Below are 16,347 nucleotides of genomic sequence, written 5' to 3' on the forward strand. Positions count from 1 at the left end.
ACAGATGACACCGCTATTGACGAAAAGAGCTGCTAGCATAGAGCCATCAGTCGACCCCAGCCGTTCCCCTCACTAAGTAGTCAGGACATGACCGAGCCAGAAGACCCCAGCCGCGAGCGCCTCAAGCAGCACTTTGCCCAGCGGGTCATCCACCAGGCCCGGCAAATCCTTGAGATCTGGCAACGCCTGCAACGCAGCGAATGGTCGAGCATCGACATGTCCGAACTGAGCGAAGCCAACCTGCGCCTGCTGCGCTTCGCCGAACGCTTCGAACAACCCGAACATACCCAGTTGGCCCGCCATATCAGCGAATCCCTGGTCGCCGTCGAGGCCAACCGCGGACGTCTGAGCAGCGGCCTGATCAGCGAACTCAATCGCCTGATGCAGCGCCTGTCGCGCACCGGCCTGCGCCATGGCGACCAGCTCGAACAGATCTTCCTGCCGCCACTGCGCAAACCGGTCTACGTGATGCTGCAGGACCACGACCGCGGCGAGCGCCTGGCCAAGCAGCTGGAATTCTTCGGTCTCAGCGCCCAGTCGCTGGACAGTGTCGCGGCGTTCCGTTCGTCGATGGCCGAGCGCCTGCCTTCGGCCATTGTCATGGACGTCGACTTCAGCGGCGCCGGCATGGGTCTGCACCTGGCCGCCGAAGCGCAGCTGGGTCTGGAGCAGAAACTGCCGTTGCTGTTCTTCAGCCTCCACGAAACCGACACCCCGACCCGCCTGGCCGCCGTGCGCGCCGGCGGCCAGGAGTTCCTCACCGGAACCCTGGAAGCCTCCAGCCTGCTGGAGAAAATCGAGGTCCTCACCTGCGTCGCCCAATACGATCCGTACAAGGTGTTGATCATCGACGACTCGCGGGCCCAGGCGCTGCACACCGAACGCCTGCTCAACAGCGCCGGTATCGTCACCCGCACGCTGATCGATCCGATCCAGGCCATGGCCGAACTGGCGGATTTCCAGCCCGACCTGATCATCCTCGACATGTACATGCCGGCCTGCACCGGCACGGAACTGGCCAAGGTGATCCGCCACAACGACCGTTATGTCAGCGTGCCGATCATCTACCTGTCGGCCGAGGACGACCTGGACAAGCAACTCGACGCCATGAGCGAGGGCGGCGACGACTTCCTGACCAAGCCGATCAAGCCGCGCCATCTGATCACCACCGTGCGCAACCGCGCCGCCCGCGCCCGCAACCTCAAGGCGCGGATGGTCCGTGACAGCCTGACCGGCCTGTACAACCACACCCATATCCTGCAACTGCTCGAAGACTGCAGCTTCCGCGCCCGCCGCGAATGCAAGCCGCTGAGCTTCGCAATGCTCGATATCGACCACTTCAAACGGGTCAATGACAGCCACGGCCACCCCATGGGCGACCGGGTGATCAAGAGCCTGGCGCTGTTTCTCAAACAACGCCTGCGCAAGACCGACTTTATCGGCCGTTATGGCGGCGAAGAGTTCGCCATCGTCATGCCCGACACCGATATCGAGTCGGCCTATAAAGTGCTGGATGAAATTCGCCAGCGCTTCGCCGAAATCCACTACCCGGCGCAACCGCAGGATCTGTGGTGCACCTTCAGCGCCGGGGTGGTGGAACTGCAGGCCGACTCCGACAGCCTGATGATGGCCGGCCAGGCCGACGAAGCGCTCTACCGCGCCAAACATGCCGGCCGCAATCGCGTGCAAGCGGCAAGGCAAAGTGCCAGCTTTTCATCGGACGCCACCGACTCAGTCATGACCCTGTAACAAAACAGCAATAACTTCAGGTACTTACCACTTTTTGTCGTGGATAGAATCCTGAATGCGCCTGAAACTGCTGACCAACCTCAACACCCTGCTGCTCGTCGCCGTCTGCCTGGCGCTCGGAGCCACGCTCTGGTGGTCGCAACAGGCGCTGGAACGTCCCTACCAACTGATGGAGCGTTACCTCAGCCTGTCGCAACAGTTCCAGAACCAGGCGGCGCGCAATATCGAAGATTACCTGGGCAGCGGCGACGCCTTGCGCCTGAGCAGCGCGGGCCAGGCCATCGAGCAGATGGGAAAGCAGCTCGATGCCCTGCCACCGGACCTGACCGCGACCCTGCGCCCGAGCCTGGCCGCCCTGAACGACTTCAGCAAGACCGACCTGCTCGCCGCCGGCAAGCTGGCCGGCGACCCCCAGGCCCTGCTGCTCCAGGCCGAACGCGAGCTGGGCGGCAACCTCGATCAACTGAGCCAATACGCCACCCAGGCCAAGACGCCGGAAGCGGCCGCCTACCTGCCCCTGTTGCTGACCGCTTCATCGCACCTGGCCAAATTGAGCCTGGCGCGGGACAAGCTGGTCAGCAGCGGACGCAGCGAACTGGCCGCCGATGTCGAACGCGAACTGGCGAGCATCCGCGGCCAGGCCGAGCAGCTCGAAGCCCTGCCCTTGCTCGGCGTGACCGCCAGCAGTGAGTCCAGCACCGACGATTTCAGCGCCATGATGGGCCTGGAAAACACCGAAAAGGCCGTGGTCCAGGACACCGGCGTCGACCTCAAGCGCGAACTGCACAGCCTGCTGACCCGTTACCCGGCGGAATTGAACCGCACCCGCGAGCAGATCCAGAAACGCTCGGACCTGGCGGCGGCGACCCACCTCAAGATCAGCGCCGTACAGCAGGCGATTGCCGGGCTGGAGCCGGAAGTCCGCGCCCAGCATGGCAAGATCCAGGGCGACGTGCGGATGATGCAGGGCCTGATGATCGGTCTGATCCTGCTGATCGCCCTGTTGATCGACACCCTGCAACGCAAGCTGTCGCGGGTATTGACCAACCTCGCGCCGGCGCTCTCGACTTGGGCCGAAGGCGATTTCAGCCGGGATATCCAGTTGGGCAAGACCAACCGCGAACTGCACGATATCGAAGCCTCGTTGAACCGCCTGCGTGCCTACCTGGTGGATCTGGTGGGCACTATCCGGCAGAACGCCGAGGAAGTCGCCGGCAGCAGTCGCGCCCTCGCCGACCTCAGCGGCGGCCTGCACAGCGGCGCCGAACGCCAGGCCGGCGATACCGCGCAGATCCGCGATGCCCTGGGCGAACTGGAAGCCACCATCCAGCAAGTCGCCGGCGACGCCAGCCAGGCCGCCGATGCCAGCCGCAGCGCCGGCAGTGCGGTCGAACATGGGCAAAAAGTCATCGGCCTGAGCCTCACCGGTTTGCACGCACTGGTGGGGGAAGTCCAGGGCAATGCGCAGATGATCGAGAAACTCGCCGAGGAGTCGGCGACCATCGGCGGCGTGCTCACGGTGATTCGCTCGATTGCCGACCAGACCAACCTGCTGGCCCTCAACGCCGCCATCGAAGCCGCTCGTGCCGGGGAAATGGGCCGTGGTTTCGCCGTGGTCGCCGAAGAGGTGCGCAGCCTGGCGCAACGCACGGCCGGGGCCACGGGCGAGATCCAGACCCTGATCGCCGGCCTGCAGAACGCCGCGCGGCAATCGGTGGAAGGCATGCGTGCCCAGGTCGAACATGCCGAGGCCACGGCCGGCCAGGCCCAGGCGGCGGACGGCGCACTGGACAAGATCGTCGGCGCGATCCAGACCATCGCCGAGACCGCGGTGCGCATCGCCGATGTCACCGCCCAGCAAAGCGGCGCCGTCAGCGAAATCCGCGATCACAGCGAACGTATTCACCAGTTGGGCGGCGACAACCTGCTGCGCATCGGCGAAGGCCGCAGCCAGGGCGAACACCTGCTGGTGCTGGGCGGACAGCTGCGTACCGCCGTGCAGGCCTTCCGCGTCTGACCGGGCGCCACACACCGCGCCTCCTCCCTGTGCCCTCACCCGCGACAGCGGCAAAATCGCCACTGCGGGGGGCATCGGCGAAACCGCTGCGGCGAACTTCGTCGAACCTGTTGCCGCGACGAATGACCAGATCCGACAAATCAGTCATAAACTTCGCGCGAACATCGGACATCGTGCTGGCTATTGCAGGTAACTGGACAGTCGCCAAAGCTTTCCGGCATAGTCGGCCCGCACCGACAACTGCACGTGAATAACAAGGAACAACCGATGGCGACCCTACTGGTTCTGCACGGACCCAACCTGAACCTGCTCGGCACCCGCGAGCCGGGTGTCTACGGCGCGGTAACACTGGCCGAGATCAACCAGGACCTGGAACGCCGGGCCCGCGAGGCCGGGCACCATCTGCTGTACCTGCAAAGCAACGCCGAGTACGAGCTGATCGACCGGATCCACGCGGCCCGTGGCGAAGGCGTGGACTTCATACTGATCAATCCAGCGGCTTTTACACACACAAGTGTCGCATTACGTGACGCGTTGCTGGCGGTGAGCATCCCATTCATCGAAGTGCATTTGTCGAACGTGCACAAACGCGAACCTTTCCGCCATCACTCCTACTTTTCAGATGTTGCTGTGGGAGTGATCTGCGGCCTTGGCGCCAGCGGTTACCGACTGGCCCTGGAGGCCGCCCTGGAACAGCTTGAATCACAGGCTAAACACCCCTGACCGACCCTTGGGAGTTGACGATTAATGGATATCCGTAAAGTTAAGAAACTGATCGAATTGCTGGAAGAATCCGGTATCGACGAGCTCGAGATCAAGGAAGGCGAAGAGTCCGTACGCATCAGCCGCCACAGCAAGACCCCGGCGCAGCAGTACTACGCTCCGGCACCGATGCCCGCACCGGTCGCCGCCGCTCCGGCTGCCGCCCCAGTGGCAGCGGCCCCGGTCGCTGCAGCCGCCCCGGCGCTGAACGGCACCGTAGCCCGTTCGCCGATGGTCGGTACCTTCTATCGCAAATCCTCGCCGGCCGCCCCGTCGTTTGTCGAAGTCGGCCAGAGCGTGAAGAAAGGCGACACCCTGTGCATCGTCGAAGCCATGAAGATGATGAACCACATCGAAGCTGAAACCAGCGGTGTGATCGAGTCCATCCTCGTCGAAGACGGCCAGCCGGTTGAGTACGACCAACCGCTGTTCACCATCGTTTGAAGCGCGGAGAGCCAACGATGTCGAATCCTGCGAAGTTGGAAAAAGTCCTGATCGCCAACCGCGGTGAAATTGCACTGCGGATCCTGCGCGCGTGCAAGGAGCTGGGGATCAAGACCGTCGCCGTCTACTCCAAGGCCGACAAGGAGCTGATGCACCTGGGCCTGGCGGACGAATCCGTGTGCATCGGCCCGGCGCCTGCCGCCCAGTCCTACCTGCACATCCCGGCCATCATCGCGGCCGCGGAAGTCACCGGTGCCACGGCGATCCACCCGGGCTACGGCTTCCTCGCGGAAAACGCCGACTTCGCCGAACAGGTCGAGAAATCCGGTTTCGCCTTCATCGGCCCGCAAGCCGACACCATTCGCCTGATGGGTGACAAGGTTTCGGCCAAGCACGCCATGATCAAGGCCGGCGTCCCCACCGTTCCCGGTTCCGACGGCCCGCTGCCGGAAGACGAGGAAGAAGCCCTGCGCATCGGCCGTGAAGTCGGCTACCCGGTGATCATCAAGGCCGCCGGTGGCGGTGGTGGTCGCGGCATGCGCGTGGTGCACAAGGAAGAAGACCTGATCTCCTCGGCCAAACTGACCCGCACCGAAGCCGGTGCAGCGTTCGGCAACCCGATGGTGTACCTGGAAAAATTCCTCACCAACCCGCGTCACGTGGAAGTCCAGGTACTGTCCGACGGCCAGGGCCACGCCATTCACCTGGGTGACCGCGACTGCTCGCTGCAGCGCCGCCACCAGAAGGTACTGGAAGAAGCACCGGCCCCGGGCATCGATGAGAAATCCCGCCAGGAAGTCTTCGCCCGCTGCGTCAAGGCGTGCATCGACATCAACTACCGTGGCGCCGGCACCTTCGAGTTCCTCTACGAGAACGGCAGCTTCTACTTCATCGAGATGAACACTCGCGTGCAGGTGGAACACCCGGTATCGGAAATGGTCACGGGCATCGACATCGTCAAGGAGATGCTCAGCATCGCCGCCGGCAACCCGCTGTCCTATACCCAGGACGACGTGGTGATCCGCGGTCACGCCCTGGAGTGCCGGATCAACGCCGAGGACCCGAAGAAGTTCATTCCGAGCCCAGGCACCGTCAAGCACTTCCACGCACCGGGCGGCAACGGCGTTCGCGTCGACTCGCACCTGTACAGTGGTTATGCGGTACCGCCGAACTATGACTCGTTGATCGGCAAGCTGATCACCTACGGCAAGGACCGTGACGAAGCCCTGGCGCGCATGCGCAACGCCCTGGACGAAATCGTGGTGGACGGGATCAAGACCAATATCCCGCTGCACCGCGACCTGGTTCGCGACGAAGGCTTCTGCAAGGGTGGTGTGAACATCCACTACCTGGAACACAAGCTCGCCAACCAGTGAGTGCGTGATCCCATAGACAAGGCCGCTTAATTGCGGCCTTGTTGTTTTTGAATACCGCCCAAGGCGCTGCTCAAGTAGACTTGCGCGTTTCTCGCAGCCCCCAGCGGTTGCACACTCCATTTTTGCAAAGGTGCCCCGCCATGCCTTGGCTGCAAGTACGCCTGGCCATCAGCCCGGAACAAGCCGAAACCTACGAAGACGCCTTCCTCGAAGTCGGCGCCGTTTCGGTCACCTTCATGGATGCCGAAGACCAACCGATCTTCGAACCGGAACTCAACACCACCCCGCTGTGGTCACACACCCACCTGCTGGCGCTGTTCGAAGGCGGCACCGAGGCGGCCAGCGTGCTCGCGCACCTGGAACTGCTGACCGGCGCACCACTGCCCGAGCACCACAGCGAAGTGATCGAGGACCAGGACTGGGAACGCAGCTGGATGGACAACTTCGAGCCGATGCGCTTCGGCCGCCGCCTGTGGATCGTCCCGAGCTGGCACGCCGCGCCGGAACCGGAAGCGGTCAACCTGCTGCTCGACCCGGGCCTGGCCTTCGGCACCGGCACCCACCCGACCACCGCACTGTGCCTGGAATGGCTCGACGGCCAGGACCTCAAGGACTGCAACGTCCTGGACTTCGGCTGCGGCTCGGGGATCCTGGCGATTGCCGCCCTGCTGCTGGGCGCCAGGGAAGCGGTCGGTACCGATATCGACGTCCAGGCCCTGGAAGCCTCCCGCGATAACGCCGGGCGCAACCATATCGACGAGGCGCTGTTCCCGCTGTACCTGCCGCAAGACCTGCCCCAGGTCCCGGCCGACGTGCTGGTGGCCAATATCCTCGCCGGCCCGCTGGTGTCCCTGGCACCGCAACTGTCCACCCTGGTCAAGCCCGGCGGTCGCCTGGCGCTCTCGGGGATCCTCGCCGAACAGGGCGCGCAAGTCGCTGCTGCTTATGCCCAGGACTTCGATCTCGACCCGATTGCCGATCGCGATGGCTGGGTGCGCATCAGTGGTCGTCGGCGCTAGAATGGGCGCCTGCATGAACCGGATCGCCGCATGACCGACAGCTTCGTCACCCAGTGCCCGCATTGCCAGACCAGTTTCCGCGTCAGCCACGCTCAATTGAGCGTGGCCCGTGGTGTGGTTCGTTGCGGCTCCTGCCTGCAGGTGTTCAACGCTGCGCGACAACTGCTTGAACAACGCGCAGCCCGGGAAGCAGCGAGCGCCGCCGGTGTTGCCGCGCCAGCGCCGAAGCCGGTGCCGGCGCCAGTACCACCCGCACCGCCGCCACCGCCTCCAGAACCGCCGCAACAGCCACGGGCCATCAGCCAGCGACAATGGTCGGCCGAAGAGCTGGACCTGGACAACCTCGACCTGGACGAGGAACTGGCGCGCCTGGAACAGCGGGAAATCCAGCCGACCAAGGCGTTCGGCCAGGACCGCGGTGGCAAGGGCGAGTCCCTCAGCGCCCGCCGAGACAGCCCGGACACGGAAGAAGAGCAATGGCCCGACAGCCTGTTCAGCGAACCGCCGGGCAAGCCTGTCGACGTCACCCTGGCCGACGAGGGCGAAACAGCCCCGGCCAAGGCACCGGAAAAGAAGCCAGAACAACCCAAGTCGGCACGCACCGAGCCTTCGTTGTCCTTCGATCTCGCCGATCTGGACGACGAACCACCAGTCCCGCGCCTGCAGCTTGAGCACGATGAGCTGGAAGACGACACCTTCCATGCCCCACCGGCCCCTGAACCGGCCGACGATGCGCCCGCCGAAGAAGAACACAGGAAACCCAAGGCCAAGCGCGAGCGCAACGAGCCCGGCCTGCACGACGACGTGCTGCTGGACCTGGTCGACGACCCGATCCAGCTCGACTGGCAACGCCGCCGCTCGCCCTGGGGCCGGCGCCTGCTCTGGCTGCTGCTGGTGCTGCTGGCCGCCGGCGCCCTGGTCGGCCAATACGTCGGTTATCACTTCGACGAACTGGCGCGCCAGGACCAGTACCGCCCCTGGTTCCAGCAACTGTGCCCGGAAATCGGCTGCAAGGTGCCGTCAAAAGTCGATATCGCCCGAATCAAGAGCAGCAACCTGGTGGTCCGTAGCCACCCGGACTTCGCCGGCGCCCTGGTGGTGGATGCGATCATCTACAACCGCGCGCCGTTCTCCCAGCCCTTTCCGCTGCTGGAGCTGCGCTTCGCCGATCTCAACGGCCATCTGATCGCCAGCCGCCGCTTCAAACCCGCCGAGTACCTGAGCGGCGACCTGGCCGGCCAGGGTGAAATGCCACCACAGACACCGATCCATATCGCCCTGGACATCCTCGACCCGGGTGCCAAGGCCGTGAACTACAGCTTGAGCTTCCACTCGCCCGAGTAACCCGGCGCTCATTGCCCGGCGGGGCGGCAGTTTTCTGGCGGCAACCAAACCGCCAGCGATAAGCGAATAACTGTTCAGATTTTATCCAATTTTGCCTTTATCCAGTCATCGAGAGCGGGTATCATGCCAACCCTTTTTCGAACTCTCATGATCCGGCCCCACACCAGGGAAGTCCTATGTCGGCGGTACGCATCGGCCCATATACATTGCAGAACGGCTTGATTCTCGCCCCCATGGCGGGCGTCACCGACCAGCCCTTTCGTCAGTTGTGCCGACGCCTGGGCGCGGGTCTTGTAGTCTCGGAAATGGTCACCAGCGACATGAGCTTGTGGAACAGCCGCAAATCGCGTCTGCGCATGATCCACGAAGGCGATCCCGAGCCCCGCTCGGTACAGATCGCCGGTGGCGACGCACAGATGCTGGCGGAGGCGGCCCGGGCCAATGTCGAGCTGGGGGCACAGATTATCGATATCAACATGGGCTGCCCGGCCAAGAAGGTCTGCAACAAGGCCGCCGGCTCCGCGTTACTGAAAGACGAAGCACTGGTGAGCGAGATCCTCCACGCCGTGGTCGCGGCGGTGGACGTCCCGGTCACCCTGAAGATCCGCACCGGTTGGGACCGGGCGAACAAGAACGGCCTGACGGTGGCAAAAATTGCCGAACAGGCGGGAATCACGGCACTGGCGGTGCACGGGCGAACCCGTGCCGACCTGTATACCGGTGAAGCCGAGTACGACACCATTGCCGCGATCAAGCAGGCGGTGTCGATCCCGGTCTTCGCCAACGGCGACATCGATTCGGCCGAGAAAGCCCGGCACGTGCTGCACGCGACCGGTGCCGATGGCCTGTTGATCGGCCGGGCCGCCCAGGGGCGGCCATGGATTTTTCGTGAAATCGAGCATTTTCTGCGTACCGGCGAAACCCTCCCGGCACCGGAGCTGTTCGAGGTGGAACGTATTCTGCTAGAGCATCTGGCCGCGTTGCATGCCTTCTATGGGGAGGTGATGGGTGTACGTATCGCCCGCAAGCACGTCGGCTGGTATCTCGCAACCTTGCCGGGCGCCAAGGAGTTTCGCGCCCACTTCAATCGTGTGGAAGAAACGGAAGCACAGTGCGCCAACGTTCGTCAGTTTTTCGCCGAGCGTTACAAGAGCCTGGTAACAGGGGAAGGGAGAGGGGTGGCCGCATGACGATGATGACCGAGACTTTAGTGAGTGGAACAACGCCCGTGAGCGACAACGTCAATTTGAAACAGCACCTCAACACGCCGAGCGAAGAAGGCCAGACCCTTCGCGGGAGTGTCGAGAAGGCGCTGCACAATTATTTCGCCCACCTTGAGGGCGCGGCCGTCACGGACGTGTACAACCTGGTGCTCTCGGAAGTCGAAGCGCCCTTGCTCGAAAGCGTGATGAACTACGTCAAGGGCAACCAGACCAAGGCCAGCGAGCTGCTCGGGCTGAACCGCGGCACCCTGCGCAAGAAACTCAAACAGTACGATTTGCTGTAAGCATTCAATCAAACCAGAAAGGCGCCCGCGTAGAACCGGTCGCCTTTTTTGCTGACTCCTTTGCTTTTGATGGAAATTGAGATGACCGACCAGACCACCCGCCTGCCGATCCGCCGTGCCTTGATCAGTGTTTCCGACAAGACCGGGATCCTCGAATTCGCCAAGGAACTGGAAGCCCTGGGCGTGGAGATCCTCTCCACCGGCGGGACCTTCAAGCTGCTGCGGGACAACGGCGTAGCCGCAGTGGAAGTCGCGGATTACACCGGCTTCGCGGAAATGATGGACGGCCGGGTGAAAACCCTGCACCCGAAAATCCACGGCGGTATCCTCGGTCGTCGCGGCATCGACGACGCCATCATGAACGAGCACGGCATCAAGCCGATCGACCTGGTGGCCGTCAACCTCTACCCGTTCGAAGCCACCATCAACAAACCTGGCTGTGATCTGCCGACCGCCATCGAAAACATCGATATCGGCGGCCCGACCATGGTCCGCTCGGCGGCCAAGAACCACAAGGACGTGGCCATCGTGGTCAACGCCAGCGACTACTCCCAGGTCCTGGAAAGCCTCAAGGCCGGTGGCCTGACCTACGCCCAGCGTTTCGACCTGATGCTCAAGGCGTTCGAACACACCGCTGCCTACGACGGCATGATCGCCAACTACATGGGCACCGTGAACCAGGCCGCCGAGACCCTGAGCACAGAAGGCCGCTGCGAATTCCCGCGGACCTTCAACAGCCAGTTCATCAAGGCCCAGGAAATGCGCTACGGCGAGAACCCGCACCAGAGCGCGGCGTTCTACGTGGAAGCCAAGCCCGCCGAAGTCGGCATCGCCACCGCCACCCAGCTGCAAGGCAAGGAACTCTCCTACAACAACGTGGCCGATACCGACGCCGCGCTGGAGTGCGTGAAGAGCTTCGTCAAGCCGGCCTGCGTTATCGTCAAGCACGCCAACCCGTGCGGCGTGGCGGTCAGCCCGGACGCCGAAGGCGGTATTCGCCAGGCCTACGAACTGGCCTACGCCACCGACACTGAATCGGCCTTCGGCGGCATCATCGCCTTCAACCGCGAACTGGATGCCGAAACCGCCAAGGCCATCGTCGAGCGTCAGTTCGTCGAAGTGATCATCGCCCCCTCCGTGAGCGAAGAAGCCCGCGCCATTGTGGCCGCCAAGGTCAATGTGCGCCTGCTGGTCTGCGGCCAGTGGGACGCCAACCGCGCCCCGGCCTGGGACTACAAGCGCGTCAACGGTGGCCTGCTGGTGCAGAGCCGCGATATCGGCATGATCGGCAGCGACGATCTGAAAGTCGTGACCCAGCGCGCACCAACCGAGCAAGAGATCCACGACCTGATCTTCGCCTGGAAAGTCGCCAAGTACGTCAAGTCCAACGCTATCGTCTACGCCAAGAACCGCCAGACCATCGGTGTCGGCGCCGGCCAGATGAGCCGCGTCAACTCCGCTCGTATTGCTGCAATCAAGGCCGAGCATGCTGGCCTGCAGGTACAGGGCTCGGTCATGGCTTCGGACGCGTTCTTCCCGTTCCGCGACGGTCTCGACAATGCGGCCAAGGCCGGTGTCACCGCGGTGATCCAGCCGGGCGGCTCGATGCGTGACAATGAAGTGATTGCTGCCGCTGATGAAGCCGGTATCGCGATGGTGTTCACCGGCATGCGCCACTTCCGTCACTAAAGACAAGTGTGTAAACGCCGCTCACCTGTAGCAGGGCTTGCCCGCGAAGCCTTTGGCGACCTCAAGGTCCCCTTCGCGAGCAAGCTCTGCTCCTACAGAACGGCGGCGTCGCAGTTCTCCCAGAATTCAGCGTCATCGAGGTTTTTGAAATGAATGTTTTGATCATCGGCAGCGGTGGCCGTGAACACGCCCTGGCCTGGAAAGTGGCGCAGGACCCGCGTGTCGAGAAAGTCTTCGTTGCCCCGGGCAACGCCGGCACCGCCATCGAGGCCAAGTGCGAGAACGTCGCCATCGACGTCCTGGCCCTTGAGCAGTTGGCGGACTTTGCCGAGAAAAACGTTTCCCTGACCATCGTCGGTCCGGAAGTGCCGCTGGTGGCCGGCGTGGTCGACCTGTTCCGTGCCCGTGGCCTGGACTGCTTCGGTCCGACCGCCGGTGCCGCCCAGCTCGAAGGTTCCAAGGCTTTCACCAAGGACTTCCTGGCGCGCCACAAGATCCCTACCGCCGACTACCAGAACTTCACCGAGATCGAGCCGGCCCTGGCCTATCTGCGTGAAAAAGGCGCACCGATCGTGATCAAGGCCGACGGCCTGGCCGCCGGCAAAGGCGTGATCGTCGCCATGACCCTGGGTGAAGCCGAAGATGCCGTACGCGACATGCTCGCCGGCAATGCTTTCGGTGAAGCCGGTTCGCGGGTGGTCATCGAGGAGTTCCTCGACGGCGAAGAAGCCAGCTTCATTGTCATGGTCGACGGCAAGAACGTCCTGCCCATGGCCACCAGCCAGGACCACAAGCGCGTCGGCGACGGCGACAGCGGCCCGAACACCGGCGGCATGGGCGCTTACTCGCCGGCGCCAGTGGTCACCGCCGAAGTGCACCAGCGGGTCATGGACCAGGTGATCTGGCCCACCGTGCGCGGCATGGCGGCCGAAGGCAACGTCTACACTGGCTTCCTGTATGCAGGGCTGATGATCGACCAGGCCGGCAACCCGAAAGTCATCGAGTTCAACTGCCGCTTCGGCGACCCGGAAACCCAACCGGTGATGCTGCGCCTGCAATCGAGCCTGATCCTGCTGATCGAAGCCGCACTGGCCCAGGCCCTGGACAAGATCGAAGCACAATGGGACCCGCGTCCGAGCCTGGGCATCGTCCTCGCGGCCGGCGGTTACCCTGGCGATTACGCCAAGGGCGCAGTGATCAACGGCCTGGATGCGGCCGCGGGCCTGGAAGGCAAAGTCTTTCACGCCGGTACCGCACTGAAGGACGGCCAGGTAGTAACCTCCGGCGGTCGGGTGCTCTGCGCCACCGCCCTGGGCAACAGCGTTGACGCCGCACAGCAGCAAGCTTACAAGCTCGCAGCTAAGATTGATTGGGACGGCTGCTTCTACCGTAGCGACATCGGCTATCGTGCAATAGCACGCGAACGCGCAGACTCAAAGGAATAAACTATCCGAAGGGATAGGCAAGGGCTGTCAGCCCTTGCCGAACTATTCCAGCCCTGCGCATAGTTATCACCGGGCATCAACCTACGAAGGGATTTCGCCGTGCGCTGGCTCAGGATCGCCATAGGTTTCACTGTCAGCTTGCTGACCCTGCTCTGCCTTGCTCCGGCCCAGGCCTCGCAAGGCATTGGCTGGGCGTCATTGCTTGACGACCAGGCCGACCTGCAATTGAGCGATATCCGCTCTTCACGCTTCACCAACCAATTCAGTCCGGTCGAGCTCGAACGCTTGACCGCCGCCCAGCCCGAGGGTGCCTTGTGGCTGCGCTTTCGCCTGCAACCGGGCAGTCATGAACAAGTCCTGCGGGTCTTCGCCCCCGACCTGGCGCGCCTCGACCTCTATACCCTCGACGGCGACAACCTGATCGCCCAGGTGCGCACCGGCAACGACCTGCCCCAGGCCGAACGCCCGCTACCCAGCAGTGACTTCATGCTGCCACTGGTGCAAAGCACCCGACCGCTGGATATCTATCTCCGGCTGGTCTCCAAGCACGAGCTTCGCCCGCACATCACCCTGGAGCCGGCTATCGCGGTCGCCGCCGACCAGAACCAGTCACTGCTCTATGGCCTGCTGTTCGGCTGCCTGACGATGCTGATCCTGCACAACCTGATCCGCTTCGCCTATACCCGTTCGCGCAGCAGCCTGTGGCTGGCGGCCTGCGAAGGCTTCCTGCTGCTCAGCGCGCTGTTCCTGCTGAACCTGATCGGTCCCTGGATGCCTGACTGGCATGGCGCGCAGACCCCCGCCTCCTATGTGGCGCTGCTGCTGACCGCGCCCTGCGGGCTGATGTTCACCTACTCGTTCTTTTCCCAGCTGGGCCCGCACCCACTGAACAAGCTGCTGCTGGGCGATATCCTGATCATCAGCCTCGGCGGCCTGCTGCTGTTGTTCGTCGACACCCTGCCCCTGAACATCATGACCTACGGCCTGGTGGGCCTGGCGAGCCTGAGCATCCTGCTGGTGTCCGCCTATCACTGGCAGAAGGGCTACCGTCCGGCGCGGCTGTTCGTGGTGGCCATGGTGATCTTCAACATCGGCACGCTGGTGATCCTGCCCGCGCTGCTGGGGCTGACCCTGGTGGCGCCACAAGGCCTGATCATCGCGCTGCTGGTGTTTATCTGCATCAGCGGCCTGCTGATGAGCGTGGCCCTGGGCGAACGCCGTCGCAGCATCACCGAAAACCAGTTCAGCCTCAGCCGCGACCTGGCCGCGAGCAACGCGGAAATCGCCGCCAAGGCCGAGTTCCTGGCGAAGATCAGCCACGAGATCCGTACGCCGATGAACGGCGTGCTGGGCATGACCGAACTGCTCCTCGGCACGCCGTTGTCTGTCAAGCAGCGCGACTATGTGCAGACCATCCACAGCGCCGGCAACGAGCTGCTGACCCTGATCAACGAGATCCTCGACATCTCCAAGCTGGAGTCCGGGCAGATCGAACTGGATGATGTCCAGTTCGACCTCAATGCCCTGATCGATGACTGCCTGAGTATTTTCCGGGCCCGGGCCGAGCAGCAGAATGTCGAGCTGATCAGCTTTATCCAACCGCAAGTGCCGCGGGTGATCAGCGGTGACCCGACGCGCCTGCGCCAGACCCTGCTCAGCCTGCTGGAACACGCCCTGAAGAAAACCGACGAGGGCGAGATCCTGATTGTCGTCGCCCTCGACGAACGCAGCGGCCAGCCGCGCCTGCGCATCGCGGTCCAGGACAGCGGCGTACCGATGGGCGACGAAGAACGCGACGCCCTGCTCCACGCCGAACTGCAGAGCAAGAACTTCCTCGCCGCCACCCGCCTGGGGGGCAACCTCGGATTGGTGATCGCCCGCCAGCTGGTGCAACTGATGCAAGGCGAGTTCGGCATCAAGAGCGGCACCCACCAGGGCAGCACCCTGTGGCTGACCCTGCCGCTGGACCCGCTGCACCTGGAGAACCCGACCTCCGACCTCGACGGTCCGCTGCGCGGTGCGCGGGTCCTGGTGGTCGACGACAACGACACCTGCCGCAAGGTGCTGGTGCAGCAATGCAGCGCCTGGGGCCTGAATGTCAGTGCCGTGCCGTCGGGCAAGGAAGCCCTGGCGCTGCTGCGGACCAAGGCCCACCTGCGCGACTACTTCGACGCGGTGCTGCTGGACCAGAACATGCCCGGCATGACCGGCATGCAGCTGGCGGCGAAGATCAAGGAAGACCCGAGCCTGAACCACGACATCCTGCTGATCATGCTCACCGGCATCAGCAACGCGCCGAGCAAGATCATCGCGCGCAATGCCGGGGTCAAGCGCATCCTCGCCAAACCGGTGGCCGGCTACACCCTCAAGACCACCCTGGCCGACGAACTGGCCCAACGCGACAAAGGGCCAGGACACGGGCACGGGCCGGCACCGACGCCAACAGCAAGTCCCGAGCCTGTGGAACCGATCACCGTACCGAGCGACTTCCGTATCCTGGTGGCCGAGGACAACAGCATTTCCACCAAAGTGATCCGCGGCATGCTCGGCAAGCTCAATCTCAAGCCCGACACCGCGAGCAACGGCGAAGAGGCCCTGCGGGCGATGAAAGCCCAGCGCTACGACCTGGTGCTGATGGACTGCGAGATGCCGATCCTCGACGGTTTTTCCGCCACCCAGCAGCTACGTGCCTGGGAAGTCGGCAACCAGCGGGTACGCACCCCGGTGGTGGCACTGACCGCGCACATTCTCACCGAGCACAAGGAACGCGCGCGCCAGGCCGGGATGGACGGGCACATGGCCAAGCCGGTGGAACTGTCGCAGTTGCGTGAGCTGGTGGAGCACTGGGTGGCCGAACGCGCGCAGCAGCAGGCCCAGGTTCCGACGCCCTGACATCGGGACAGAAAACCGCCCCGTGAGAATCCGCCCGGCCCGTTCCCGGACAAAGCCGACAGCGTACGCAACCCCTGATAGACTGCCGTCGCCCTCCTCCGTT

The 16,347-nt window shown here is 63.7% G+C and carries 12 protein-coding genes; all 12 read left to right on the forward strand.

The genetic code is table 11. The annotated features are described in order from the left end of the window. The first annotated feature begins 87 nt into the window (after positions 1 to 87). The 12 genes from M5B42_RS27845 (at position 88) to M5B42_RS27900 (ending at position 16,244) form a co-directional block, all read left to right on the forward strand. A complete protein-coding gene (locus M5B42_RS27845; RefSeq protein WP_248747617.1) occupies positions 88 to 1,749 on the forward strand; it encodes a PleD family two-component system response regulator in 1,662 nt (553 codons plus the stop codon). A gap of 55 nt (positions 1,750 to 1,804) precedes the next feature. Next, positions 1,805 to 3,766: a methyl-accepting chemotaxis protein gene (locus M5B42_RS27850; RefSeq protein WP_248747618.1), complete on the forward strand. Its 1,962-nt coding sequence runs from the start codon at positions 1,805 to 1,807 to the stop codon at positions 3,764 to 3,766. Positions 3,767 to 4,033: 267 nt separating this feature from the next. Next, entirely contained in the window at positions 4,034 to 4,489 is a 456-nt protein-coding gene (aroQ, locus tag M5B42_RS27855; protein WP_103497785.1) for a type II 3-dehydroquinate dehydratase, read from the forward strand. 24 nt (positions 4,490 to 4,513) lie between these two features. Then, positions 4,514 to 4,972, forward strand: a complete 459-nt coding sequence (gene accB / locus M5B42_RS27860; RefSeq protein WP_100944285.1) for an acetyl-CoA carboxylase biotin carboxyl carrier protein — start codon at positions 4,514 to 4,516, stop codon at positions 4,970 to 4,972. 17 nt (positions 4,973 to 4,989) lie between these two features. Next, entirely contained in the window at positions 4,990 to 6,348 is a 1,359-nt protein-coding gene (gene accC / locus M5B42_RS27865) for an acetyl-CoA carboxylase biotin carboxylase subunit (RefSeq protein WP_177101318.1), read from the forward strand. A 140-nt stretch (positions 6,349 to 6,488) separates the two neighbouring features. After that, the gene (gene prmA / locus M5B42_RS27870; protein ID WP_152741593.1) at positions 6,489 to 7,367 is read left to right on the forward strand and encodes a 50S ribosomal protein L11 methyltransferase; all 879 of its coding nucleotides are present in this window, start codon (positions 6,489 to 6,491) and stop codon (positions 7,365 to 7,367) included. A 30-nt stretch (positions 7,368 to 7,397) separates the two neighbouring features. Beyond that, the gene (locus tag M5B42_RS27875; RefSeq protein WP_248747619.1) at positions 7,398 to 8,711 is read left to right on the forward strand and encodes a DUF3426 domain-containing protein; all 1,314 of its coding nucleotides are present in this window, start codon (positions 7,398 to 7,400) and stop codon (positions 8,709 to 8,711) included. A 176-nt stretch (positions 8,712 to 8,887) separates the two neighbouring features. Beyond that, positions 8,888 to 9,901 carry a tRNA dihydrouridine synthase DusB gene (gene dusB / locus M5B42_RS27880; RefSeq protein ID WP_103497791.1) on the forward strand — a complete coding sequence of 338 codons (1,014 nt, stop codon included), beginning with the start codon at positions 8,888 to 8,890 and terminating at the stop codon, positions 9,899 to 9,901. Further along, a complete protein-coding gene (fis, locus tag M5B42_RS27885) occupies positions 9,898 to 10,218 on the forward strand; it encodes a DNA-binding transcriptional regulator Fis (RefSeq protein ID WP_003186237.1) in 321 nt (106 codons plus the stop codon). The genes dusB and fis overlap by 4 nt, the downstream gene beginning before the upstream one ends. Positions 10,219 to 10,299: 81 nt before the next feature. Continuing rightward, complete coding sequence (gene purH, locus M5B42_RS27890) at positions 10,300 to 11,907, forward strand: bifunctional phosphoribosylaminoimidazolecarboxamide formyltransferase/IMP cyclohydrolase (RefSeq protein WP_248747620.1); 1,608 nt, start codon at positions 10,300 to 10,302, stop codon at positions 11,905 to 11,907. Between the two features lie 149 nt (positions 11,908 to 12,056). Then, the gene (gene purD / locus M5B42_RS27895) at positions 12,057 to 13,352 is read left to right on the forward strand and encodes a phosphoribosylamine--glycine ligase (RefSeq protein WP_103497794.1); all 1,296 of its coding nucleotides are present in this window, start codon (positions 12,057 to 12,059) and stop codon (positions 13,350 to 13,352) included. Between the two features lie 99 nt (positions 13,353 to 13,451). Continuing rightward, on the forward strand, positions 13,452 to 16,244 hold the full coding sequence (locus M5B42_RS27900) for a hybrid sensor histidine kinase/response regulator (RefSeq protein WP_248747621.1): 2,793 nt from the start codon (positions 13,452 to 13,454) through the stop codon (positions 16,242 to 16,244). The last annotated feature ends 103 nt before the right edge of the window (positions 16,245 to 16,347 follow it).

This window comes from Pseudomonas sp. MWU12-2037 (genome assembly GCF_023242345.1).
Taxonomy (GTDB): domain Bacteria; phylum Pseudomonadota; class Gammaproteobacteria; order Pseudomonadales; family Pseudomonadaceae; genus Aquipseudomonas; species Aquipseudomonas gingeri_D.